Source organism: Arcobacter iocasae (assembly GCF_042214795.1).
GTDB lineage: Bacteria > Campylobacterota > Campylobacteria > Campylobacterales > Arcobacteraceae > Arcobacter > Arcobacter iocasae.
In genome coordinates this window covers 1,289,393-1,314,637 of the sequence record NZ_CP090177.1, presented here as the reverse complement: position 1 = coordinate 1,314,637, position 25,245 = coordinate 1,289,393, and the positions used below count along the sequence as shown (strand labels likewise).

Sequence of the window (25,245 nt, the reverse complement as noted above, 5' to 3'; positions counted from 1 at the left end):
TTATTCCTTATTTCCCTTCATTTTCTACTACATAGAATAATTGATCAACACCCTCTGGAAGTTTCACTCCGCCATTTACTAAATCTATTACAGAATCTGATGATAAAGGTACTCTTACATCTTTTTGTTTATTTGACGGAGTAGTATTTTTTGTATTATCATCTTTCATTGCTGTTTTTATTTCACTTAAAGTTATTACTTTATTTGCATTTTCTCCATTAATTGTTTTTGAGACAATAGATACATTTCCATTTGTTTGAGGCATTTGATTTTGTGATACTTTTACTTTTGGAGTATTAATCATTTTGGGTAATACAACATTTGTTGTTGTGTTATTTGCGATTGTTGTAATCACTTTTTTAATCTCATCTGGTCTATTATCTTTTACTGTTTCTGGTGTTGTGTCTTTTTCAGGAGCATCATATGAACGTCCTTTTGATACATTTTCTTCTCCATTAAAATTAATAACATCACTACCTTGTTTAGAAGTAGTTACATTTTCAAGGACTTTAATAGTATCTTTTACTGTACTTACTTTAATATTATCTGTTGAGTTTAGTCCTTTTGAGTCATTAACTTTTCCTATTGTAAGATCATCGGCATCTCTATAGACTAGTTTTCCAATTGGTGAACTTGATGTACCTGCTGCAAGTACATCTACATCGTTATTATTACTATCTAAAGTAAAGTCTCCAGTTCCTTTTATATTTAGGTTTTTTGCAATAATATGTCCTTGTCCTGAATCATTAACATCACTGTTACTTTCAATTGTTAATGTTTTTGTTCCAATATTTAGTTCATTTGATATTTCTACACCAGCAGTTTTCCCAATCAAAGTTAAATTATAATCAGCTACTATAGGCCCTTTTGTAGTAACTTTCGCAGTTGTATCATCTCCAAAAGTAACTTTTGAAAAACCACTTTGAATATTGGCTAAATTAGAACTTGTTATATCTAATATACTATTGTCAGCAGTTGTAGTACCTCCAATTTCAATATTATTTCCATTTGTTTTTTGTTTTATAGTTAGTGTATCACTTCCAGATATATTAGCATTAAGAGCAACTTTATCTGCAATAATTTCTAGTGAATTTGTATGTGCATTTAAAGGATTATTAAATGTAACAGCAGAGCCTGAAAAAGTTTTCTTACTGTTCGTTGATATACCATCAATATAAAGATTTGCTCCTAAAGCTTGTCCTCCACTTGCATCCCACGAACCAGCGATAAAAATAAATTTATAATTACCTGCTTTATTGGCGGTAACAGATGCTGTTGCCCAATTTGTAGCTGCATTTCCTGTTGCACCAGTTTGGTTTAGAATGGTTTGAGTTTCTCCTGTATCAACATTTAAAATATAACCAAATACATCATAGGCATCACTTCCACCTGATGCTTTCCATTTAAATGATACTTCATCTCCTTTACCTAACGATACAGAACTATCACTTACTACTGATGGTCCATGAACTACTCCATAACCTGCACTAACATTACCTCCTGAGTATGTCAATTGTAAAGAATATTGTCCTCCTTCAGAATCTGTATCTGTTGAAATTTTATCAGTATATGTTCCACTAGAAGTGTAATCATCATATGCTCCGCTATTATTTGTACTTGCTTGTGATGGAACAGTATTTGGTAAAACATCATCTGTTGGAGTTGCTGTTCCTGCTATTACACTTCCACCATTTAAATATATTGTATTTGTTGTATCAACTGTCCAACCTGTTGTATCACCGTTTTCAAAACCTGAATTTACAAATTGATCTGTGGAAAGTGAGTTTATAGTTGCATTATAAACTTGCTCATTTAGGGTATTTATAAAGTGTAATTTTGTTCCTAAATCTACACTGCTCGCAGTAATATTGAGTGATTTTAGTTTTTTATTTTCACCTAAATCATCATTTAATGTTATTTTCCCTGTTCCCGCATTTATAGTAAGTGGTGTTTCCCCATCAACGTTACTATCCACTTGATTATTGATTGTTAGGTCCCCATTATTTGTAATAATAGTATTACCTGTTGCCCCAGATAATATAACTTGCCCATTTCCATTATTATCTTTGTCTGCTGTTAAAATAACATTTAATTTATTTGTATTTGAATTTTGACCAGCATCAATAGAAATTCCATCTGCAAAAACAATATTATTATCTGCTAATAGAGTTAATGTTTTATCAGAATTTAGTGCATTTGTTGTGATATTAGAATTTATATTAATATCTCCATCTCCTGCACTTTCACTATTTGTTCCTGTAGCACTTGTATCAGGAGTATTGCTACCATCAGTAGTTATCGTTACATCTGCTGTATCTAAAGCACTTTGTATTGCACTTGCAAGTGAAGAATCAATAGTAATGTTAACAGGATCAATAAGCCAATTACTTGTAACTATATTTGCACCATTGAAAGTAAAATCTTTCCCAGAAGTTTCCACAAACCCATCAGTAGCACTTATAGTTCCACCAACTTGTGCTTCACCACCATGGGCAAATAGTTCAACTTTACCAGTTAATTCACCCATTGAATTAGCTTCAATAACTCCTGTATTATTAACAACACCTTTTAGTAATTCATTAACGGCATTAGTAGTAAGATATATTTCTCCTCCATCTGCTTTTATTGAACCACTATTTTTTACAATAGAATCTAAGATTCCTTTTTTTACTGTTAGGTTTAATAAAGAATTACCATTTAGATTAATACTATATTCATCTGCTCCTACTAAATGTATCTTTCCTTTTACTGCTTTTATACTTCCTTCATTTGTTACTTCTTTTCCAGCTAAAACTGCATAGGCTTCATTTGAGATATTTATTGTTCCTAAGTTTATAACAGAGTTTGAAGAAGAGTTTTTAAAGTTATAGTTTCCTATATTAAAATCATTGTCAGAAAGTTTTGCTGTAGTTGCTAATAAACCAGCTGTATTAATACTAGCATTCTTACCAAATAAAACCCCATTTGAGTTTAATATCCAAACTTGACCATTGGCATTAAGTGCTCCATTGATAACAGATCTTTCATTTCCTATTACTCTATTTAGTGTAATAGAAGAGCTATTTGGTTGTTTGAAGTTTACTGTTTCATTTTGTGCAATGTTAAATTTGTTCCAATTAATAGTTGCTTTTTGGGTGGATTGTGTTATGTTTGTGGTATTTCCATTTTGGGAAATATTTGCAGTTCCACTTGTAACTACTCCTCCGCTAGGAGCAGCATAAGATATAGTAACTCCAGCTAAAAGAGCTGATACTACCATACTTATCTTTCCACCTTTTAGGATTCTAAACCTTGAACTAAAGTCTATTAATCTTTTCATATATTTTCCTTAACAAAATATTTTTAACATTTTATCATGACAAAATCAACACAAAATCAATAAATAGATTATTAAATCTTTTTGTTGAGTGAAAATTAGTTTTAAGATGGTAAAATTTTCAGATGAATAACTTAAGTATTTTAAAAGAACTAAATGTTTTATATGTTGATGACGATATAAAAGCTTGTGAAAGTCTAAAAAAAATATTGCAATACTATTTTAAAAATGTATTTATATCAAATAATGGAAAAGAAGCCTTAGAAACTTATTTTAAAAATGAATGTCATTTATTAATAGTAGATTATGATATGCCAATTATGAATGGATATGAATTTTTATCGAAAATAAGAGAGAATGATGATGAAATATCTGCATTTATAATGAGTTCATATGATGATAAAGTTAAACTCAAAAATGCTATTTCTCTAAATTTATTAGATTATATTGTAAAACCTTATGAGTTAGATACTTTAAAAAATGTTTTATATAGATTTGTAAAAAATATCGAAAAAAGAAGTTTATTAAAATATCAGATTTCCCAAACTTGTTATTATGATATAAGAAAAAGAATAGTTTTTGATGAAGGAAGAGAATACAAACTTACCTCTTATGAAATAAAAATAATAGAGTATCTTTTTAAAAGAGTAAATCAAGTTGTTACATATGATGAATTATTGGATATTTTAGATTCTCAAAATCAAAAATCATTAGTATCTTTAATTTACAAGATAAATAAAAAATTACCAATAAAGATTATAGAAAATATAAAAGATATTGGTTATAAGGTAAAAAAATAAAGTGAGATTTTTTATATTAATTCTTATATTTATCTCTTCACTTTTTGCTAAGGGAATACTTATTGATGAAAAATATTTCATCGATAAAAATAATTCTTTAGACATAAAAGAGATTTTGAAAAATAAAGAGACTTTTTCTCCCATATCTAAAGATAATTTGGGCGTTACAAAAAATGTAGTATGGGTAAAACTAACTTTTTTTAATAATTCAGAAAAAATGATAAAAAGAAGAATATATAATAAAAGATCAGGAATTGATTTAATAGATGTGTATGTTTTTAAAAACAATAAAATAGTAAAAACTAATAAATTAGGAGATTTTAGAGATCATAATATAAGAGATAATAACTTTAGAGTTTCCTATTTTGACTTATCTCTTCTTCCAAATGAAAAAGTGCAAGTATTTATAAAACAAAAAACTTATAGTCCTATGGATATTAAATGGGATATAAAAAGTATTGAAAATTTTAATTCTTATTATTATGAACAATCAATGGTATATTTTTATTGTTTTGGATTTTTTAGTGTCACAGCTATTATTTCATTAATTCTTTTTTCTTTTTTAAAAAACAAATGTTATTTAATTTATTCTTTTTTTACTGTATGTAGTATTATCTATCAATTTACCATATCAGGCTTTTTTTATCAGTTTGGCATTCCTGTTTATCTAAATACTATATTTGGCTTTTGCTCTTCAGAAATATCAATGGCTCTATTGGGTTTATTTCCTTTGTATTTTTTTAATCTTAAAAAAGATGAATATAAAGTTACAAAATTTATTATAAAAGTATTAGTCTTTTTACTCCTATTTATAGGATTTTTACAACTTTTTTATCCATTATATAATGATATTTTATTACTAAGTAGATTTAATGGTCTATTTAGTTTTTTATTAATGTTAATTCTTTTAATATTTTCTATTAGGCTATTGGTAATAAAAAAAGAAGGTTCTTTATTTTATTTTTTTTCAAATGGTATTTTTTTTACTTTTGTTGTTATATATATTTTAGTATTTTTTGGATTTCTGAGACTTGAGAGTTTTTTTTATTATTCCTTCGCAATAGGAACGATAGGACAAGATTTATTTTTGGCTTTTGCCTTAATACACTCAGCTTATATATTAACAAAAGAGCATGAAAAAAATGTAGAACTTTTAAATGAATATTCTAAACTTTCAGTTATAGGTCAAACAATGGTAAATATTTCACACCAATGGAAAACTCCTATAAATAGTCTTTTTAATAGTATAAATCACATAGAAATAGCATATGAATTCAAAGATGCTAATTTAAATATGATTATAAAGGATAATCTTAAAAATATAAAACAAAACATAAATTATCTTAAAGAGACAGGACTTAGCCAACTAAACTTTTATAAAGAAGAAAAAAATATTGAAGAAATAAAAATAAAAGACGAAATAAATGGGATTATAGGACTTATTGATAGTGAGTTTAATAAAAAATCTATAAATATAAATTTAGAATGTGATGAGAAAATAAAGATAAAAATAGAGAAAAATTATTTTTTAAATATACTTATGATTTTATTTGAAAATTCTCTTAAAGCTTTTGAACAAAGAAAAATAAGGGAACCTCTTGTAAAAATCTCTGTAGAAAGTATAAAAAATAATGTGATAGTTCTTTTTGAAGATAATGCTGGTGGAGTAAGTGATTTTATCATAAAAAGAATTTTTGAAAAAGATTTTTCTGATAGTTTATCTACTGGAATAGGACTATACATTGCAAGAGAAATAATCACTCAAAAACTAAAGGGTAGTATAACTGCAGAAAATAAAAATGAAGGATTGTGTTTTAAAATGCAGTTTAGTATGTAAGGAGAATAAATATCTTATTCTCCTTTTTATTAAAAAATTGAAAGACCTGTTTTTGTAGTAAATAATTCTAAAGCTTTTGTACCAATTAGTGAGTTTCCGTGTACATTTAATTTTGGAGAGTAAACACATATTGCCATCTTCTTTGGAACAACAGCAACAATTCCTCCTCCTACACCACTTTTACCTGGAAGTCCAACTTTATATGCAAAATCACCACTTGCATCATAGTGTCCACAAGTAAGCATTAGTGAGTTTATTCTTTTTGCTTTTGATTCATTTATAATTTGTTCTTTTGTAAAGGGATCTTCTCCATGGTTTGCTAAAAATAACATAGAGTGTGCAAGTTGTTTTGTATTCATCATGATTGAACATTGTTTAAAATATGTTTGAATCACATCATCTATAGGATTTTTGATATTTTGATAACTTTTCATTAGATTTATAAGTGCAAAATTATGGAAGCCATGTCCTAATTCAGAGATAAAAATATCTTCATCGTAAGTGATATTTTCTTCATGGGAAACCTTTTTCATAAAAGCTAAAATTTCATCAAAGGCATTATTTTTGAAAATTGAACTCAAACAATCAGTTGTAACTATTGCACCTGCATTTATAAATGGATTTCTAGGAATACCACTTTCATACTCCAATTGAACAAGGGAGTTAAAAGGGTCACCAGAGGGTTCATGTCCTACTCTTTTGTAAAGTTGTTTACTATAGTGTTCTAAAGCTAGGGTAAAAGTAAATACTTTAGAAATACTTTGAATAGAAAATTTTTTATCGCTACATCCGATATGAAACTCTTCACCTTCAAGTGTTATTATACTTATAGCAAAATCACTCTCATCTGCTTGGGCTAACATAGGTATATAATTAGCTAGTTTTCCCTTTGTAGAGTATTTTTGAATCTCTTCTTGAATCTCTTGTAAAATAATATTTAAATCCATTTTTTCTCTTTATCTTTTTTATAATTATATCTAAGAAAAGAGTATAAAAAGTAGGTAGAATATTTACTTAGAAAGAATTTTTTAAATTATAATATTGCGTGATTAAAACACGCAATATTATAAATATATTTTTTAGTTTGTTAATTTATTTTTGAATGATATATTGAATAGTAGGTCCACTACTATCTATACTTAAAACTTTGTATCCATGATTTTTTGCATCTTGGGGAATATTATGAATACTTTGAGGACAATCACTTATTATCTCTAAAATTTCTCCTTCTTTTAATTCTTGCATTGCTTCAAGAGTCTTAACAGCAGGATATGGACAAGGCTCCCCTTGCATATCAATTCTATAATCTGGAATAATCTCTTTTTTTATCATTTTGTTACCTTTTCTTTTAATGTTGTTCTATAATTTCTTTCTAGTTTTAAAACCAATAAAAATAGTAAAAATAAGAAAATATAATTCATAAATAATCCACCATAATTTCCAAAAGAGTGAAGTAAATTGATTTTTGGCCAACTTGTTGCTAAAGATAAAGAGAAACTATCCCACATATATGCAAGTAGTGTTGAACCAATAACATTACCAATCCCTACTATCCAAAAATGCACCTGACCTTCAACAGCTCGATACATCCAACCACACTCACAACCACCTGCTAATACAATTCCAAATCCAAAAAGTAATCCACCAATAAGTGCATTTGGTCCTGCCCACATAATTTTTGGAGGAACACCAATCATAATATAACTAAATACTCCAATAGTAGATACTGCCATTCCAATAACAATAGCAACTGCCATTTGACTTCTTCCTGTTGTGAAAATATCTCTAAAAGCAGATGTAAAACAAATTTGAGCTTTCGCAATTAAAAGACCAAATGCAGAACCAAATAACATAGCAATACCTAATTTAGTACTTTGTTGAATAAAAATTAAATATAATGCCCAGATAATCATAGCAATAAAAACAAGAGTACCAATTGTAAAAAGAGATTTAACATTTTTAGTATCAGTATTTAAAGTAGTAGAACAAGAAACTTTTTGCATTTTCATTTTAGATTGAAAAAAAGGTAATAAAGTTACTCTAGCACCTATATAAACACCTACAATCATAGCAAGAGTAAATAACCAAGCATGCAGAGAAAATTGAGGAATACCAGTAAAAAGGCTTGCTAAGTTACAACCCATACCAAGTCTTGCTCCAAATCCTGCAATAATACCACCTAAAAGAGCTTGGAAAATTCTAATTTTACTCGCTGGCATTCGAAGTTTTACATTATTACCCCAAAATGCTGCTGCAATACAACCTGCAAACATTCCTATAATCATAACACCATCAACACGAGTGAAACTATTTCCTTGCATACCCATAATTTTATAATAACCCCAAGAGCTAAGGTCTACACCAAAAAGTTGTAAGATGTGACCACCCCATCTTGTAAATTCACCAGTAACAGCCCAATAAGTACCTGTAATACCGAAATAATATGCTGCTAAAACTCCTAAAGCTATTACAGCTGGTAATGGACGCCAAAAAGCTACCATGTACTTTTGTTTAAATTGCTTGAAATAATCCATGCAAGTATTCTCCTTAACAATATATTTTATTTTGAAAGTTTCTTTTAAAGACTAAAAGAATTAAGTTATTGAAGAGTGATATGAACGAGAAAAATCATATCTATTTGTGCCACAAATCTGTGGGGAATATTAGCAAAAGTAATCTTATTTTTATGTAAAAAGGTAAAATATCTTTTACCTTTTTGAAAATGCTAATGAAAAATTCTTTTAATATTGCTCAAAATGATAAAACTTAAGCATTTTTTTAGTATAATCGCGAAAATTAATATCTAAAGAGAATATATGAGAGACATAAGAAATATTGCCGTAATCGCACACGTTGACCACGGTAAAACAACATTAGTTGATGAGCTGTTAAAGCAATCAGGAACTTTCGCAGCCCATACGCATGTGGATGAAAGAGTTATGGATAGCAATGCTATTGAAAAAGAAAGAGGTATTACAATCCTTTCTAAAAATACAGCTATTGATTATAAAGATGTAAGAATTAACATTATTGACACTCCGGGACACGCCGATTTTGGTGGTGAAGTTGAGAGGGTTTTAAAAATGGTTGATTCTGTTTTATTACTTGTTGATGCACAAGAGGGTGTTATGCCACAAACTAAGTTTGTTGTTAAAAAAGCACTTCAACTAGGACATAGACCAATTGTTGTTATTAACAAAATTGATAAGCCAGGTGGAGATCCAGATAGAGTTGTTGATGAAGTATTTGACCTTTTTGACCAAATGGGCGCAAGTGAATCACAACTAGAATTTCCAGTTGTATATGCAGCAGCAAGAGATGGTTATGCAAAACTTGCTTTAGAAGATGCAAATGAAAATCTAACTCCACTATTTGAAACAATTTTAAAAGAAGTTCCTAAACCAGTTGGTGATGATTCAAATGGTCTTCAACTTCAAGTATTTACACTTGATTATGATAACTTCATTGGGAAAATTGGTATTGCAAGAATATTTAATGGAACAATCTCTATGGGTGAGACAGTTTTATTATGTAAAGCAGATGGTGAAAAAGTTAAAGGTAGAGTTTCTAAACTTATTGGATTTAAAGGTATGGATAGATTTGATATCAAAACTGCTGGTACTGGTGACATTGTTGCTGTTGCAGGTTTTGAAACAATTGATGTGGGTGATTCACTTTGTGATCCAACAGATCCTATGCCTCTTGATCCTATGCATATTGAAGAGCCAACATTATCTGTAACTTTTGCAGTTAATGATTCTCCATTAGCAGGAACTGAAGGTAAATTTGTAACTTCAAATAAAATTGATGAGAGACTAAGAGCTGAAATGAATACTAATATTGCAATGAATTATGAGCAATATGGTGAAGGTAAATTTAAAGTTAACGGAAGAGGTGAGCTTCAAATTTGTATCTTAGCAGAAAATATGAGAAGAGAAGGTTTTGAGTTCTGTATTGGAAGACCTGAAGTTATTACAAAAGTTGAAGATGGTGTAAAAATGGAGCCATTTGAGCATTTAGTTATTGACTTACCAGATGAACATAGTGGTGCAATTATTGAAAAACTTGGAAAAAGAAAAGCAAATATGACAAATATGGTACCAATGGGTTCTGGTTATACAAGACTTGAATTTGAAATTCCTGCACGAGGATTGATTGGTATTAGAACAGAGTTCTTAACTGAAACAAAAGGTGAGGGTGTTATGAACCACTCATTCTTAGAGTTTAGAGCTTATTCTGGAATTGTTGAATCAAGAAAATATGGTGCTTTAGTTTCTATGGAAAATGGTGAAGCATTAGGTTATTCAATTTTCAACTTACAAGATAGAGGGGTTATGTTTATTAAACCTCAAGATAAAGTGTACAACGGTATGGTTATTGGTGAGCATGCTAAAGGAAATGATTTAGATGTTAACCCTACAAAAGGGAAACAACAATCAAATGTAAGATCTTCTGGTGCTGATGAAGCTATTAAGTTAGTCCCACCAAGATCAATGTCTTTGGAAAATGCACTAGAGTGGATTGAAGAAGATGAATTAGTTGAAGTTACTCCTAAGTCTGTAAGAGTTAGAAAAAGAGAACTTGATCCAACTGTTAGAAAAAGAACAGCTAAAAAGACAAAATTCGAATAAAATTTAGAAATACTAAGTTTTACGAAGGGAAGAGCTTTTTAGCTCTTCCCTTTTTTTATGTTTAAAAAATGCAAATTAATAAAAAGGAAGAACTTGAAGTCCCATATGAGGCCCAAGACAATTAATAAAACAAAAAATTAAAATAGGAGAATTTTTTCTCCTATAAAAAGGAGAAAAAATGAATAATATAAATACAAATATAAATGACTATTTAATTGTACTTGTAATATATTTTATAACTATTACTACAAGTTACTTAATCATTACTAATTAATATATGTCATATCAATTATGTATGATTTGTGTTATAATAAATAAAAAAGTGCTTATTATGAAAAAGATTGCTATTATTTTCTTTTCATTATTACTATTTTTTAGCTTTATAAAAGCAGAAAATCTTATTGCCAAGAAAAAAGTTTTTTACATCAATTCCTATCATTCTGGGCTTTATTGGAGTGATGGGATTGAAAAAAGTATAAAAGAAACACTTTCTAAATCTAAAATCCCCCTTGAGTTTAGAGAAGTCGAAATGAATTCCAAAAGAAATAATAATGAGCCTTATAAAATAAAAATAGCTCAAAAAATCAAAAATCAAATTGAAAATTTTAAACCTGATGTAATTATTACCTCTGATGATAATGCTTTTAAATATGTAATTCTACCTTACTTTAAAAATAGTAATATTCCTGTTGTCTTTTGTGGGATAAATGGTTCTAGCAAAAAGTATGGATTACCAATATCTAATATTACAGGTATTGAAGAGGTACAATTAGTTCCTCAAACTGTTGAAATCTTAAGTAAATACTCAAAAGGTGATAGAGTAGGTTTTTTAAAAGATGACTCCTTGACTACAAGAATTGAGTTAGCCTATTTTCAAAAACAGTTAAATAAAAAAATGGATGCGAGATTAGTCACTTCTGTTGAAGAGTGGGAAAAAGAGTTTATTAATTTACAAAATAGTGTGGATATTCTTATTATTGGATATGGTGGCTCTATAAAAGAGTGGGATGAAAATAAAAAACAGATAAAAAATTTCACACTTCAAAATACTATTATTCCAACTGGAACAGGGGATGGGAATTTAATTGAATATGCTCTTTTGTCTCTACCACTTAAACCAGAAGAGCAAGGTGAGTGGGTAGCAAATACTGCTCTTAAAATTTTAGAAGGTGAAGATATAAGAAATATTCCTATTGTAACAAATAAAAAATCAAATATTTTTATAAATACAACTTTAGCAAAAAAGTTTAATATTGTTTTCCCTTTTGAAATAATTGATAATGCGGTACTAGTAAAATGATAAAAAATAGCTCTTTAAAATCGGAACTTCTTATTTCTATCCTTTTAGTTATAACACTTGGAATTGGTACTATTTTTTATTTTTCTTACAATTATTTAAAAAAAGAAATAGATATATCACAAGAGAGAATATACAATGAAAAAATTGACAATATTGTGTATCTTGTCAATCAAAAATATCAAACACTTTTAAAAACACAAATGGAAAAGTCTTACGAAGAGTCATTTAAAAAAGGAACTTTAAATATTATAAAAAATGTTTTTGATAAAAATAATAAAGAGATTTTCCCTTTTATAATAAATGAAAAAGGTCTTGTTGTATTGCATAGAACTTATAATGTACAAAATAGTCATTTATATAAAGATAACCCAGCATATAAAAAGGTATTAGAAGAGAAAAATGGAAATTTTGAAATTCTTTCAAAAAATAATGAAAGATGGATTATTTTTAAACATTTCGAACCTTGGGATTGGATTATTGGCTATAGGATTGATAAAGAAGTTAAATATGAAGAGTTATATAGATTTAGGGATATGTTTTTAATAATATCAGTAATAATTGTTCTTGTAATTTCATTAATTATTATATTAATAGTAAGAGAAGTATTAAAACCAGTTGATATGTTATCAGATGTTTCAAAAAAGATTGCAGCAGGTGATTTGGATGCAAAGATAGATGTATCAGGGGTAAAAGAGTTAAAAATATTATCAGCAAATTTTGAAAAGATGAGAGATAAAATTGTCGAAGATATTCATCGATTAAAAGAGCAAGAAGAAAAAATAAAAGCATTTAATTCTAAACTTCAAGAGGATGTGAGACTAAGAACAAAAGAGTTAGAGCAAGAGAAAAAAGTTTTTGAAACACTTTTTACTGATTCTTCTGATGGAATAAGTTTATTAAAAGATGGGAAGTTTATTGATTGTAATTTTGCACTTTTAAAATTGCTAGAAATTAGTGAGAAAGAAGAATTTTTAAATTTGGATCCAGATAAGATATCTCCCCAAATTCAACCAAATGGTATAGCTTCTAGTACTTTAGCAAAAGAGAATATTAAAAAATGTTTAGAAAAAGGTAGTATACGATTTGAATGGCTTCATAAAAAAATATCAGGAAAAGAGTTTTGGTGTGAAATTGTATTAACAAAGGTAATTATAAATGAAGAACTTGTAATTCATGGAGTTTGGAGAGATATTCAAGATAAAAAATTACTAGAACTAGAATTAGAAAATAAAAATCTTGATTTGCAAGAATCAAATGATGAACTTGAAGCTTCTATGGAAAATCTAATAATAACTCAAAACAAACTTGTAGAATCAGAAAAACTAGCAGGACTTGGTAGTTTAGTTTCAGGTGTTGCAAATGAAATTAGTGCACCAATTGGACTTGGAATTACTGGGGCATCACATTTAGAGTATATTTGTGAAGAGATAAGTTCAAAATATGAAAGTAATTCAATTTCCCCAGAGGAATGGAAAGTTTATTTACAAAGTTCAAATGAGTTGGTTAAAGTTATCGTAACAAATTTAAACAAAACAGAAAAGATTATAAAAAACTTTAAACAAGTTGCTGTTGACCAAACTGGTGAATTAAAAAGGATTTTTAGAGTTAAAGAGTATATCCGAGGTATTTTAATTAGTATTGATAGCTTATTAAATAATCGAAATATTGAGTTTAAAATAGAGTGTGATGATATGTTAGAAATTAACTCATTTCCTGGATTTTTTGCACAAATTCTTAACCATTTGATTTCAAACTCTTTAGAACATGCATATAGTGATAATGAAAAAGGAGTTATCTCTTTAAGGGCAAAAATTGAAGGGAAATTCCTAATTTTTGAATATAGAGATTATGGAAAAGGAATATTAGAAGAAAATTTATCAAAAATATATGAGCCTTTTTTTACAACAAATAGAAAAAACGGTTCAATAGGTTTAGGTCTAAATATTGTTTATAATCTAGTAACAATAAATCTAAGTGGAGAGATTAATTGTGTAAGTGAAGAGAATAAAGGAACTACCTTTACTATAAAAACCCCACTTTAAACTTCATTTCTTCAAATCTAACATTTAAATACTTATTAAATATGGCAAAGTACTAAGAGACTTATTTAGCACTCTAATAAATAATTTGCTAAAAATATTAGCACTATATATTGACAAGTGCTAATAAATATGTTATTATTTCATTAACTTGATAGATAAACTATCAAGAAATACTTTTTAAGGAGTTTAGCATGTTAGTAACTAGATTTGACCCTTTTAAACAATTTAGAGATTTAGAAAAGGATTTTTATAAATACCCTTCAAATGAAGGAGTTAGTGGCTTTGTACCTGTAGTTAATACAAGAGAAGGTGAATTTGCATATCATATTGATGTTGATTTACCAGGTGTTAATAAAGATGAAATAAAAGTTGACATTCATAAAGGTGTATTAACAATCTCTGGTGAGAGAAAAACAAAAGAAGAAGTTAAAGAAGAAGATTATTATAAAGTCGAAACATCTTTTGGTAAGTTTTCTAGAAGTTTCACACTCCCTGATAATGCAGATATTGAGAATGTCGAAGCATCAGGAAAAGATGGAGTGCTAGAAGTAGTTATTCCTAAATTAAGTGAAGAGAAACATAAAAAAGTAATAAAGATTAAATAAGAGAGATTATGAACAAATTTAAAGCAGTATTAAAAACGAATAAAAAAGATTATTTGATAACCTTGGGAATTTATATTATCTCAGTATTATCAACAATGGTATATATTGCTCAGTAAAATTTGATATAAAATATAATGGAATATAAAAAGTTTTAGGAGGTGCTAGAATTTTTGATAATTAATATTTAATTTAAAAGCACAAATTTTTTGAGTAAAAAGGGAGGAAGTAGTACTTTCTCCCTTTTTTAATATCTTTTTATAGCTATTAAAATTTCTTATTGTCAGTATTTTTTATAATATTCTTAGCAATTTCATTAGTTTTTTTAGCTATTTCTTGTGTTTCACCTGTAATTTTTGCATTTTCTTGAGTTATTTTATCTATAGAACTAACTGCTTCATTAATTTGTGAAATACCTTTACTTTGTTCTATTGTGGCATCTGCAACATTAGAGATAATTTTACTTGAGTCATTTATTTTTTCATTTAATTTAGAATATCCTTCTATCATTTTTTCCGAACTAAATTTCCCTTCACTAGCTTTTGTATTGGCTTTTTCTACTAACTCTTTTATCTCTTTAGCAGCTTCTGCACTTCTTGTAGCAAGGTTTCTAACTTCTCCTGCAACTACAGCAAAGCCTTTTCCTGCTTCCCCAGCAGTTGCTGCCTCTACAGCTGCATTTAGAGATAAAATATTTGTTTGAAATGCAATTTGATCGATAATTGATGTTGCTTCAAGTATCTCTTGTGTAGCACTATTTATTTCATCCATAGATTTTTGTGTTTTATTGGCTAAATCTAAACCTTCTGTTGCAAAAGATAATGTCTCTTTTGATAATTGTTGCATTTGAGTGGCTTGTTGAGAAATTTCATTTATAGATGATGTGGTTTCTTCAATTGCCGCAGCTGTTTCTTCAATCGAAGCAGTTTGAGAAAGTGCAGATGTATTAAGATGAGATACATTTGAAGATAATATTTCAGAACTCTTCGTAAGAATATCCCCATTTTGTTTGTTTTCTTGTAACATTTTAGTAATAGAGTCACCTAAAGAGTTTATACCGTCAATTAGTTGTTTCATCTCTCCACTCATATTTTGATCTGATAATTTTGATAAGTAGTTATAGTTTGTGTATTTTTCTAATTCATCTAAAATATTGCTCATAACTTTTTGTTGATTAACAAGCATTCTATTGACAGTTAAAGCAAAAGTTCTTATTTGTGGATTTGTTGGAGTTGAGACAATTTGATAATCTAAATATCCTTCTTGTAATTTATGCAAAACTAATATTGCTTCCCCTGCACACTTTGTATCAGCATCTAACTCTTTTTGTAAAGATTTAATACTTTCATTTATAAATGAAGCAATTTCTCCAAATTCACTTTTTGATTTTATGTCAATTTCATTTATTATGTTGGCTTTTCTATTCATAAAATCAAAAAACTCTTTAATACCTTCTCTTATTTTTAAAACAGAATCTTTAATTGTTTTACTTATATATACTCCAAGGAAAGTTGTAATTAATACTATAATCAATACAAGGGCAACATATAAAATAAAGGCATTGAATACTGTAGATTTTTTTTCTATAGTTTCTTTTAGTATCTCTTTTGATATTAAATCATCAATTTGTTTAAGAAGATTTATTTTTTTCGTAATAGTCTTAAACCAAAAAGTTGGTTCAATTTCAGTATGACTACCTGCTATGTTTGAAGTAATTATTTCACGCATTTTATTTACTTCATCTACAACATTTTTATCTAAAGTCTCTTTTTCAATCATTAATATTTTTTTATTAGCAAAATTACGAAACTCACTAAGATATGTTTTTTGCATAGCAATTAATGAAATAAATTTACTCTTTAAATTAATATCTATTTCCTGCGAACCAAATATTGCAGAACCAATTGCCCTTTCTAATCCTGCTAGTTCTTTTGCTTCTAAAAACTCATAATATGCCATTGCTTGGCTAGAAAGGTCTGCATCTTTTGAATTTTTAAATGAGTATGTTGTCAAATGAAGTAAAGATGAATTTATATTTGAGTAATAAGCAACAGCATCTTTTAGAGCAATTTTAAATTCATCGACATTTGGTCTTATAGAACTAATTTTATCTAACTCTTGAAAAATCTTGTTAATTTCATTTTTAGCTTCTGCTTCTGAAAGTTGTATAATATTATTATCTTTTATAAAATTTTCTAAATTTTTAATCTTCTTATTAGTAGATAATCTTTGATTCTTTAGTATGTCAGAAAACTTTTCACCTTTACTTCCAATATATCCAGCACTTGCTCCTCTTTCCTTTTGTAGTTCATGAAGAACTTGTGATATATTTGAATTAAGATTCATCATTATCTCTAGTTTTTGATAGTGTTTATAATCTTGATAATGTTCAAAAATAACTAAAGAAGATAGTAAAATAATTGCAACAAGGGGAACAATAAAGATTAAAAAAAGTCTTTTTTTAATTGAGGCATTTTCTATAATATTCATGGGATATCCTTATTTCATTGTGCTATAAAGTTTTATTGCTTTATCAATTTCATCTCTTGATGCGACTTTCCTACATGACATATAGCCTTTGCTACCATCACTTAAAGTGAGCGGATATACAGTAGAATATACCCAATAAAAATTATCGTTTTTAGTTCTGTTTTTTACAAAACCTTTCCATATCTTTCCATTTTGAATTGTTTTCCATAAATCCTCAAATGCTTCTTTTGGCATATCTTTATGTCTAAGTAAATTGTGGGGTTTACCGATAAGTTCTTCTAATGTATATTCACTAACTTCGCAAAACTCATCATTTGCATACCTTATAATACCCATCTCATCAGTTTCTGAAACAATAAACGAATTTGAGTCCAATAAAATTTCTTTATTACTCATTTGTAATCCTTTATGAAAGTAACTTTAAGAATATTATAATATATTTTAGTTGCAAGTAAATAGCAAAAAGTAATAATTTGATTTAAGATAATAGTAAATAAATTTATTATTATTATGATAAATTAATTATTAATATCATTTTAGAATAAAATATATGATTAAAGTAAATTAAGAAGTAAGTTTCAAATATGTAATTTCAGAGCTAGCACCCAATCTCATAGGTGGACCCCAGAAACCTGTTCCTTTGCTTACATAGATTTGGGTTTTAGGATTGTGTTGGTGTAAACCTTTAATGTATGGTTGTTCAAGTCTAACTAATAAATTAAAAGGAACAATTTGTCCTCCATGGGTGTGCCCACTTAAGACTAAGTCAATATCCAACTTATCAAGTTCCTTGATATATTTTGGTTGATGGGCTAAAAGAATAGTAGGTGAATTTTTCATGTTCTCTAAAGCTTTTTTTATATTTGGGGCAAAGTTATTAGCTTTATATCCAAAGAGATCATAAACCCCTGCTAGATTAAAACCACTATCTTTTTCACCAATATAAACATTTTCATTTTCTAAAACCCTTATACCTATTGATTTTAAATATGTCATTATCTCTTGTACTCCATGAAAGTACTCATGATTTCCTACAATATAGTATGTACCATATTTTGATTTTAAATTTTTTAGTTCATCAACGGCATCTTTTGCAAAGTTCATATTTGTATCTACTAAATCTCCTGTTATGAAAACTGCATCAGGATTTAGTTTATTTACTTTATTCACAATATTTTTAATAAAATCTTGGTCTATTAGCCCTCCAATATGTACATCACTTAATTGAACTACATTATATGGTTTTTTTAAATTAGGGATTTTTACAGATACATTTTCAATATAAGATTGTTTTGCATTATATATGGCTCTTGCAGTAATTGATGTGGCAAAAGCTAGTGAGCCTAAATCAATTGATTTTTTCATAAAAGCTCTTCTCTTTTCATCTTTTCTAACTTTTGGAAGATGGGAAAGAACTTCATACATCAAAGTTGTACAAAAAAGTAAAAAAATAACACCAATAGGAAGTGAGAGAAAAAAGTATAAGTCATTTGGTACAGAAACTAAGTATCTAGAAGCCATATAAGCGATGATGCCTAAAAAATTAATTAGTAAAAATATATTTAAGAATAGTTTCGATTTTTTGGGAATATCTAATTTTTTAATAAATCTTTTTGAAATAAAAAAACTTAGTAACCCCATTACAAATAAAAAAACTGTGGCAAATATTATAAATCTCATGAGGGATTATAACTTGTGAAGATTAATAAAGATTGAATTACTTTATATAATAAAGAAAAGGAGTATCCCCTTTTCTTTAATTTAAAACTTTTTGAAGTTTTGTTGATTGGTCTTGTGTCACTTCTTTATGTACATTACTTACTGGTTTTACATGGGCATCTCTTCCATAAATAAAGCTTTGTTCATCAACAATTACTTTATATGCTTTATTAAGTTCTAATGCTCTTTCTTTGCTTGGTATAATCAAATAAGTGATGTCTTTTTTTAGCTTTTCTATGGCATTTTCTTTTAGTCTCATATCTTTATTGAAGAATTTTTTGATTATTTCATTATTGGCTCTAAATTCATCACCTGCTTTATTGAGTTCTAAATATCTTGCATATTCTGTTTTTTCATTAGGAAGCTTTTTATCTGGAATATTTCTTAAGTCTTTTTGGCTCCAATGATACCAAGTATTTGCAAAAGGGTCCTTCTCAAATTTTCTTTGGAAAACAAAAGTTGAATCAGCAATAGAGCCTGTATTACTATGGCAACCTATACAAAAAAGAGTCTCTTCTTGACTTTGTGGTCTTAAATTTCCTTTTTCATCTTCAATGAAACCTTGATAATACCAACCTCTTTTATTATTTAGTCCAACTTCAATATTTCCTGTGTACTCTTCAACTCTATCTGGATAGTCATTTTCATCTTTTATCTCTTCATCATTTATTTGTTGAAGTTGTGAATAACTTGTCCAATACTTCTTCTTAGCATATCTTAGTTCTTTCATTCTTGAGGACATTTTTATATTTGAATTTTTTGTTATATCTAAATATCTAACTGAGTGTAAAAATTCTGTGCCCCTTGGATAAAGTCCTGGTGCTATTTCTATATTGTTTGATAGTAATTCTTTTTTTGCAAGTCCAACATAAGTCATAGAAAAGTTTTTTAATTTATTTGTTGAAATATCATAATCAGGAGTAGTCCATTTAAATACGATTTTTTCTGCAATGTCTAATTTCCCATCTTGATTTAAGTCTATTCCATATTTTGATTCATCTATTTTTTCTGTCAAGATAGTTTTTTGTTTTAATAAACTCTCCACAATAGAAAGATTTATTTTGTAAACTTCTAAATTAAAATTACCGTTTTTATCTTTCCAAAAAGTTTCTGGTAAACGAATGAGAACATCATCAGTGCTTCCATTTGTTGGCCAAAAAGTTCCTAAAAATGGATAATAAGCAAAAGCTCTCCAACCACTAATCTTACCATTTGGTTTTCTATCAAAGCCCTCTTTATCAAAATTGAAATAACAATCAGGAATGTATCCATCCCATTTTCCATTATCATTTGCATCCCAGTTTTTTGGAATAGTTTTTAACTTTTGAGCAAGGATGATATTGTGATTTTTATCTTGATAATTATCTTCTTTTATATATTTTAAAATCTCTTGGTCTGATATTTTATTAACTTCTTTTGTTCTATCTTTAAATAAATTTATCCAAGGATTCTTTAAAGCAGGCGAGGGAAAGGCATACTCTTCTTGTAAATCAGCATCAGAAGAAGAAAAATTTGGGATTTTATTTTTACTGTGGCAAGAAAAACAAGGGTTACTTAAAATATTATGATTTTCATCATGGATAGTTTTAGTATAACATTGACTTGTAATATATGCTGTTGAATTATGAATAAAAGAGTCTTTTAAATCAACTTTATTTGCTTGAAGTATTACAGCACTTAAAAGTGCTGTAATTAAGAATATGAATCTTTGCATGGTTGAATTTATTTACTAATTACAGGAAGTGGTCCCACATAACCTGTGTATGCTTTCATTTCACCCGCTGATTTAGCAGTTGATGGCATATCTTCTTCTTTTGTAATTGCATCACCTTCACCATATGGGTGTTGGATAACTGCCATTAAGTAACCATGTCCACCAATATTATTGTAATAGTATGGAGAAGTTGTTTCAGAACCATATGGAGAAGTTAAGATTCTAGTTAATTTTTTCTCACCTAAGTTATAAGACCAAATAAAGTCATTTTGGTGTCCAGAACCTGTATCTTCACCGATTATTAAAGTATTTGTATTAGGAATAAAAGTAATATTGTCAGGATTTGCTAATCCATCAAGAGAACATTTATTTGCTTTTGCTAAATCACCAGTTCCTTTATTTTTTGCACCTGCAACTAATCCAGTCATACTCTTTACAACATAATTAGAATTAATATACGAACCATCTTTTGCAGATTGAATGTCATCAGCATAGGCAAGATTTAACTCATAAACTGCACCACATTTGTTATATTTAACTCTGATGTCATTATTCCCACCTTTGTCATACTTATCATTTGACTTACCACTTTTCATATTATCTTCCATCCCTTTTGCAATTTCAGAGATTGATAGATATACTTTATTTTCATTTGGATTGTAAGTGATACCTTCCATTTTTCTAAATTCAGTAGTTGCACCTTTCATTGCTGCATATCTTCTAGATTCCATTCTTGAAGCTAGTTTTTCCATACCTGGTTTAACTTTTAAGTACTCTTGCCCCATTGTTGTATTTATTGAAGTAAATCCTTCTATAGGTGAATCAGATGTTTCGAATAAATCATTAAAAGTTAATTTTTGATCCAATCCAGCTTTTACATAATCATCACTTGCATGACCTAGATTTACCCATCTTATATTTGCACTTCCAGCTCCAACATTACTTGTTTGATCCCATTTTGCAGCATAAAGTGTACCAGAACTTAAATCTTTTGCTTTATCTGCAACAAACATATATAAAGCAACATTTGTTCCATCATCTGATAAATAAACTGTTTTTTCATCAGGCATAACATAAGCTAATTCATGTGCAAATCTACCCATTGCATAATGTTTTTCAACTTTTACATCACCTTTTTCATTTAAAACAGTTATCTCAGGAGCCCAACCATAATCATAAACATTTAATGATTTTAAATCGCCTCCAAAATACTCTGCCATTGGTGCATAATAATCGTCAATTGAACCATCAGCTGCAACTTTTCTTGCATCTGGCTCATACTCTTCACTACCTAAATGTGTATGCCAAGGAGTTACACTTCCTGCACATGGAACCCATAATCCATTTACTTTAGAAAAATCGATATTTCTAGTATTTACAGCTGTTAATTTTCCATCTTTTGCTTGGTTTAATTCTGTGATATACATAGCAGCTGGTCTACTTTCAAAGTGTGATACCATAAAAAGTTTATCACCTACTGGTAAAAGAGAAGCAAAGTCATTTGAGTTTGAGATTTTTAAAGAACCATCTTTTTCTCTTACTGGATTTCCATCTTTATCATATAAAAGGCCAAAGATACCATTCCCAACTTTATCCCCACTTCTTATAATCGTGTTATATCCAATATTCGTTTTTTGTCCATCAAGCTCAATTTGGCTTGAAGCAACAATCTTTCTTTTTTCACTATCTGTTAAGGGAACTGGAACTTCATTGAACTTGATGCTATGTTGAGTTGTTGAGTTAACCATATTTGATTTTGTAGCACATGCTGAAAATAGAACAGATGCTGCAATAACTGAAGCTGTAATTACTTTGTTTTTCATATCTTACTCCTAAATTTGAATCATTATTCAGGATTTTATATTTTATAAGTTACAAAGCAATTACAATTAAATTATATTTTGAAATTGTTTTTATTAGATAGCGTTCTTAAGAGCTTTTATTAGCTCATCTATTTCTTCTTTTGTTTGAGTGTAGTGAATAGAAACTCTTATCCATCCGGGTTTTTTATTTAATTCATCTTTATTATTAAAGTGCAATAAGTCATGACCATATGGTCCTGCACATGAACATCCAGCTCTAGTTTGAATCCCATTATTAGTAGAAATTTTTTCGCATATTTTATAAGGGTCTAAATCTTTAATATTAAATGAAACAATTCCAATGTTATATGATGTTTTATTTCCATAAATGATTATATTTGGTATATTTTGTACTTCTTTTAAAAAATATTCCAATAATTCATCTTTTCTTTTCAAAATAAAATCAAAACCTATTTCATTTCTTAGTTGATAAGCAAGACTTGCTTTTATCACTTGGATTATTCCAGGAGTTCCTGCTGTTTCCCTTGCTCTTAAATCTTTCTCATACTCTACAGTAGATTTATTTACATAAGTAACTGTTCCACCACCTGCAAAAGTAGGGGATAAGCTAGGGTCTATTAAATCTTTTTTTATAATAAGCAAGCCACAAGATCCAGGACCTCCTAAAAGTTTGTGCGGAGATACATACATTACATCAAAATAATTGCAATCAATATTCATATATGAAGAAGAAGCTGCTGCATCAAGGGATACTATAGCATTATATCGTCTAAGTATTTTAGAAATTTCTTTATAGCAAGTTACTATTCCAGTAACATTTGAAGCTACACAAAATGAACCAATAAGTTCTCTATGTTGATTTTCTTTTAAAACTTTTTCAAGTTCTTCTAAATCTACTAATCCTTCATTTGTAAGTCCTATTCTGGCTGTTTCACACATAGCTTCTCTGTAGCTTATTTCATTTGAATGGTGTTCATAAGGACCTACAATTACAAGTGGAAGTTTTGATTTATCAATATTTATATTCAATCTTTTTTTTGTAGCTGGTGGAATATAAAGTCCCAATAATTCTTGAAACCTTTTTATAGCAGCAGTTGAGCCACAGCCACTTGGGATTATTTCAAATTTATCATTTAAATCTAAAGATTTTTTTAGATTAGTTAATGCTTCTTCATAATAAGTATTTGTTTGATTAGCCATTCCTGACTCTTTTGAGTGCGTATTTGCATATGTTGTTAGCATATCATAAATACGATTCTCAATAGGTCTAAAGGCTAAACCTGAAGCTGTATAGTCAAAGTAAGCACTTTTGTGCTTACCTATTGTTCCATACTTTAAGTATTGAAGTTTATCTGTATGCTGATTAATGAAGGGACGAAACAAATTCTTCGTCATTTATTCTCTCTTTTAAAAATTTATTTAGATCATTTTCACCACTAGCTATATATTTTTGAATAATATTTTCTAAAATACCTTCAGCTTCTTCTGGTAAAAATTTGATTTTTACTTTTTCTCCAAAGTTAGATTTACTTCCTTCTAGATTTCCACCTAAAATTAACTCAAATCCAGGAACTGTTATTCCTTCTTTATTTTTCACTTTTAGTCCAAGTAAACCTATATCAACCACATGTGGATGAGCACAAGAGTTTGGACAACCATTTACAGATATAGAGACTGTCTCTTTAAAATCAGGAAACTTTTTCTCTAAATGCTCTGCAAGTGAAATTGCTTTGTCTTTAGTCTCTGAAATAGCAAACTTACAAAAGTTTAACCCTGTACATGAAAGAGTTCTTGCTTTAAAAGGACTTGGAAAAGCATCAACTCCAATTGTTTTTAACTCTTGGGCAAGTTCTTCAGCACTTTTAGTAGGTACATCTTTTACTACAAAGTTTTGTGTAGTTGTAGTTTTAATAGTTGTTGCACCATGCTTTTCTAGAATATTTGCTAAGTCTTCTAATCCTTGTGAACCAATATGTCCACCATTTATAGCACAACCTATATATGATTTTGCTTTTTCTTTAGAATCATGAATACCAAAATGTTCTCTTTTTGCATAAGGAGTATACTCCATTATTTTTTCTTCTTTTATGGCAACTTTTGATCTAGCGATTACTTCTTCTTTGAATTTTTCAATTCCCCACTCATCAATTAGATGCCCAAGTCTTGCTTTTCTTCTATTTTCTCTTAATCCATGGTCTCTATATATTGTACTAACAGCTTTTACTATTGGTAAGATTTGAGAAGGTGTTACAAATCCTATATGAGATGCAATTTGTTTATTTGAAGCTAATCCTCCACCAACACTTACATCAAAAAGTATTTTATCAGTACAATCACATGGAACTGCTGTAAAAGATAAATCTTGGATTTCATGTCCCATACAGTGTTTATGACAAGCACTAATTCCAATTTTATATTTTCTTGGTAAGTTTGATAGGTTTTTATTTCCTCTTAGATAATCATTTACTTTCTCAACTATTGGTCGTACATCATAAAGCTCATCATGGTCAATTCCTGAAACCGCACAAGTAGTTACATTTCTTGGGACATCACCTGCTGCAAAGATTGTTGATAATCCAACTTCATTTAGTCTTCTAAATATTTCAGGTAAATCTTTTACTTGAATATAGTGCAGTTGAATATCTTGTCTAGTTGTAAAATCTGCTGTTCCTCTTCCATACTCTTTTGATAGAGCTGAGACTTCTCTCATTTGCTCTAAATTCATAGATCCACTCTCTAATTTTATTCTTAACATAAAATATAAAGTTGGATCATCTTCTGCTTGAAGATTTCTATTTTGAGTATAAAGTCCATACCATTTAAATCTATCAATATCTTCTGGATGTACTTCTTCACCTAAAACAGCGTAGACATATATATCTTTTAATACATCTAAGCCGTTCTTCTCTTTTTTTATTCGCTCTACTCTTTGAGCTGCACTCTCTTTTGCCATTATTTAATCCTTGAAAAA

General features: G+C 28.6%; 17 protein-coding genes. 6 read left to right on the top strand and 11 right to left on the bottom strand.

Annotation, left to right across the window (positions count from 1 at the left end; all coding sequences use genetic code 11):
• Positions 1-7: 7 nt before the first annotated feature.
• A complete protein-coding gene (locus LXN10_RS06550; RefSeq protein ID WP_375725065.1) occupies positions 8-3,319 on the bottom strand; it encodes a filamentous hemagglutinin N-terminal domain-containing protein in 3,312 nt (1,103 codons plus the stop codon).
• Between the two features lie 122 nt (positions 3,320-3,441).
• Here LXN10_RS06550 and LXN10_RS06545 point away from each other — a divergent pair, with 122 nt between their 5' ends.
• Positions 3,442-4,116 (top strand): response regulator transcription factor, encoded by a 675-nt coding sequence (locus LXN10_RS06545; RefSeq protein ID WP_375725064.1) that lies wholly within the window; start codon positions 3,442-3,444, stop codon positions 4,114-4,116.
• Position 4,117: 1 nt separating this feature from the next.
• Positions 4,118-5,953 carry a 7TM diverse intracellular signaling domain-containing protein gene (locus LXN10_RS06540; protein ID WP_375725063.1) on the top strand — a complete coding sequence of 612 codons (1,836 nt, stop codon included), beginning with the start codon at positions 4,118-4,120 and terminating at the stop codon, positions 5,951-5,953.
• 29 nt (positions 5,954-5,982) lie between these two features.
• Here the strand turns inward: LXN10_RS06540 and LXN10_RS06535 are convergent, their stop codons facing one another.
• From LXN10_RS06535 to yedE, 3 genes are all read right to left on the bottom strand, one after another.
• Positions 5,983-6,900 (bottom strand): glutaminase, encoded by a 918-nt coding sequence (locus LXN10_RS06535; protein ID WP_375725062.1) that lies wholly within the window; start codon positions 6,898-6,900, stop codon positions 5,983-5,985.
• Positions 6,901-7,045: 145 nt separating this feature from the next.
• Positions 7,046-7,285 carry a sulfurtransferase-like selenium metabolism protein YedF gene (yedF, locus tag LXN10_RS06530; RefSeq protein WP_375725061.1) on the bottom strand — a complete coding sequence of 80 codons (240 nt, stop codon included), beginning with the start codon at positions 7,283-7,285 and terminating at the stop codon, positions 7,046-7,048.
• Positions 7,282-8,487 (bottom strand): selenium metabolism membrane protein YedE/FdhT, encoded by a 1,206-nt coding sequence (gene yedE / locus LXN10_RS06525; protein WP_375725060.1) that lies wholly within the window; start codon positions 8,485-8,487, stop codon positions 7,282-7,284. Before yedE ends, yedF begins: the two co-directional genes overlap by 4 nt.
• Positions 8,488-8,769: 282 nt before the next feature.
• Here yedE and typA point away from each other — a divergent pair, with 282 nt between their 5' ends.
• The 4 genes from typA (at position 8,770) to LXN10_RS06505 (ending at position 14,531) form a co-directional block, all read left to right on the top strand.
• Complete coding sequence (gene typA / locus LXN10_RS06520) at positions 8,770-10,584, top strand: translational GTPase TypA (RefSeq protein WP_375725059.1); 1,815 nt, start codon at positions 8,770-8,772, stop codon at positions 10,582-10,584.
• Positions 10,585-10,915: 331 nt separating this feature from the next.
• Positions 10,916-11,884 (top strand): ABC transporter substrate-binding protein, encoded by a 969-nt coding sequence (locus LXN10_RS06515; protein WP_375725058.1) that lies wholly within the window; start codon positions 10,916-10,918, stop codon positions 11,882-11,884.
• Entirely contained in the window at positions 11,881-13,926 is a 2,046-nt protein-coding gene (locus LXN10_RS06510; protein WP_375725057.1) for an ATP-binding protein, read from the top strand. The genes LXN10_RS06515 and LXN10_RS06510 overlap by 4 nt, the downstream gene beginning before the upstream one ends.
• 191 nt (positions 13,927-14,117) lie before the next feature.
• Positions 14,118-14,531 carry an Hsp20/alpha crystallin family protein gene (locus LXN10_RS06505; protein ID WP_375725056.1) on the top strand — a complete coding sequence of 138 codons (414 nt, stop codon included), beginning with the start codon at positions 14,118-14,120 and terminating at the stop codon, positions 14,529-14,531.
• Positions 14,532-14,795: 264 nt separating this feature from the next.
• On the opposite strand, the gene LXN10_RS06500 is transcribed toward LXN10_RS06505, so the two are convergent.
• The 7 genes from LXN10_RS06500 to LXN10_RS06470 form a co-directional block, all read right to left on the bottom strand.
• Positions 14,796-17,018: a methyl-accepting chemotaxis protein gene (locus LXN10_RS06500; RefSeq protein ID WP_375725055.1), complete on the bottom strand. Its 2,223-nt coding sequence runs from the start codon at positions 17,016-17,018 to the stop codon at positions 14,796-14,798.
• Between the two features lie 9 nt (positions 17,019-17,027).
• Positions 17,028-17,414, bottom strand: coding sequence for a PAS domain-containing protein (locus tag LXN10_RS06495; RefSeq protein WP_375725054.1), 387 nt, complete (start codon positions 17,412-17,414; stop codon positions 17,028-17,030).
• A gap of 168 nt (positions 17,415-17,582) precedes the next feature.
• The gene (locus tag LXN10_RS06490; protein ID WP_375725053.1) at positions 17,583-18,698 is read right to left on the bottom strand and encodes a metallophosphoesterase; all 1,116 of its coding nucleotides are present in this window, start codon (positions 18,696-18,698) and stop codon (positions 17,583-17,585) included.
• Positions 18,699-18,774: 76 nt separating this feature from the next.
• On the bottom strand, positions 18,775-20,451 hold the full coding sequence (locus LXN10_RS06485; RefSeq protein ID WP_375725052.1) for a hypothetical protein: 1,677 nt from the start codon (positions 20,449-20,451) through the stop codon (positions 18,775-18,777).
• Positions 20,452-20,459: 8 nt separating this feature from the next.
• Complete coding sequence (locus tag LXN10_RS06480) at positions 20,460-22,274, bottom strand: PhoX family protein (RefSeq protein WP_375725051.1); 1,815 nt, start codon at positions 22,272-22,274, stop codon at positions 20,460-20,462.
• A 93-nt stretch (positions 22,275-22,367) separates the two neighbouring features.
• A complete protein-coding gene (locus LXN10_RS06475) occupies positions 22,368-23,669 on the bottom strand; it encodes an aminotransferase class V-fold PLP-dependent enzyme (RefSeq protein ID WP_375725050.1) in 1,302 nt (433 codons plus the stop codon).
• Positions 23,638-25,227: a nitrite/sulfite reductase gene (locus LXN10_RS06470; protein WP_375725049.1), complete on the bottom strand. Its 1,590-nt coding sequence runs from the start codon at positions 25,225-25,227 to the stop codon at positions 23,638-23,640. Before LXN10_RS06470 ends, LXN10_RS06475 begins: the two co-directional genes overlap by 32 nt.
• Between the last annotated feature and the right edge of the window lie 18 nt (positions 25,228-25,245).

Excerpts from the sequence above, each read along its gene's own strand:
- typA (WP_375725059.1), top strand. The coding sequence starts at position 8,770 with ATGAGAGACATAAGAAATATTGCCGTAATCGCACACGTTGACCACGGT.
- LXN10_RS06480 (WP_375725051.1), bottom strand. The coding sequence starts at position 22,274 with ATGAAAAACAAAGTAATTACAGCTTCAGTTATTGCAGCATCTGTTCTA.
- LXN10_RS06510 (WP_375725057.1), top strand. The coding sequence starts at position 11,881 with ATGATAAAAAATAGCTCTTTAAAATCGGAACTTCTTATTTCTATCCTT.
- yedE (WP_375725060.1), bottom strand. The coding sequence starts at position 8,487 with ATGGATTATTTCAAGCAATTTAAACAAAAGTACATGGTAGCTTTTTGG.
- LXN10_RS06550 (WP_375725065.1), bottom strand. The coding sequence starts at position 3,319 with ATGAAAAGATTAATAGACTTTAGTTCAAGGTTTAGAATCCTAAAAGGT.
- LXN10_RS06470 (WP_375725049.1), bottom strand. The coding sequence starts at position 25,227 with ATGGCAAAAGAGAGTGCAGCTCAAAGAGTAGAGCGAATAAAAAAAGAG.
- LXN10_RS06545 (WP_375725064.1), top strand. The coding sequence starts at position 3,442 with ATGAATAACTTAAGTATTTTAAAAGAACTAAATGTTTTATATGTTGAT.
- LXN10_RS06500 (WP_375725055.1), bottom strand. The coding sequence starts at position 17,018 with ATGAATATTATAGAAAATGCCTCAATTAAAAAAAGACTTTTTTTAATC.
- LXN10_RS06475 (WP_375725050.1), bottom strand. The coding sequence starts at position 23,669 with ATGACGAAGAATTTGTTTCGTCCCTTCATTAATCAGCATACAGATAAA.
- LXN10_RS06535 (WP_375725062.1), bottom strand. The coding sequence starts at position 6,900 with ATGGATTTAAATATTATTTTACAAGAGATTCAAGAAGAGATTCAAAAA.
- LXN10_RS06495 (WP_375725054.1), bottom strand. The coding sequence starts at position 17,414 with ATGAGTAATAAAGAAATTTTATTGGACTCAAATTCGTTTATTGTTTCA.
- LXN10_RS06490 (WP_375725053.1), bottom strand. The coding sequence starts at position 18,698 with ATGAGATTTATAATATTTGCCACAGTTTTTTTATTTGTAATGGGGTTA.
- LXN10_RS06485 (WP_375725052.1), bottom strand. The coding sequence starts at position 20,451 with ATGCAAAGATTCATATTCTTAATTACAGCACTTTTAAGTGCTGTAATA.
- LXN10_RS06515 (WP_375725058.1), top strand. The coding sequence starts at position 10,916 with ATGAAAAAGATTGCTATTATTTTCTTTTCATTATTACTATTTTTTAGC.
- yedF (WP_375725061.1), bottom strand. The coding sequence starts at position 7,285 with ATGATAAAAAAAGAGATTATTCCAGATTATAGAATTGATATGCAAGGG.
- LXN10_RS06505 (WP_375725056.1), top strand. The coding sequence starts at position 14,118 with ATGTTAGTAACTAGATTTGACCCTTTTAAACAATTTAGAGATTTAGAA.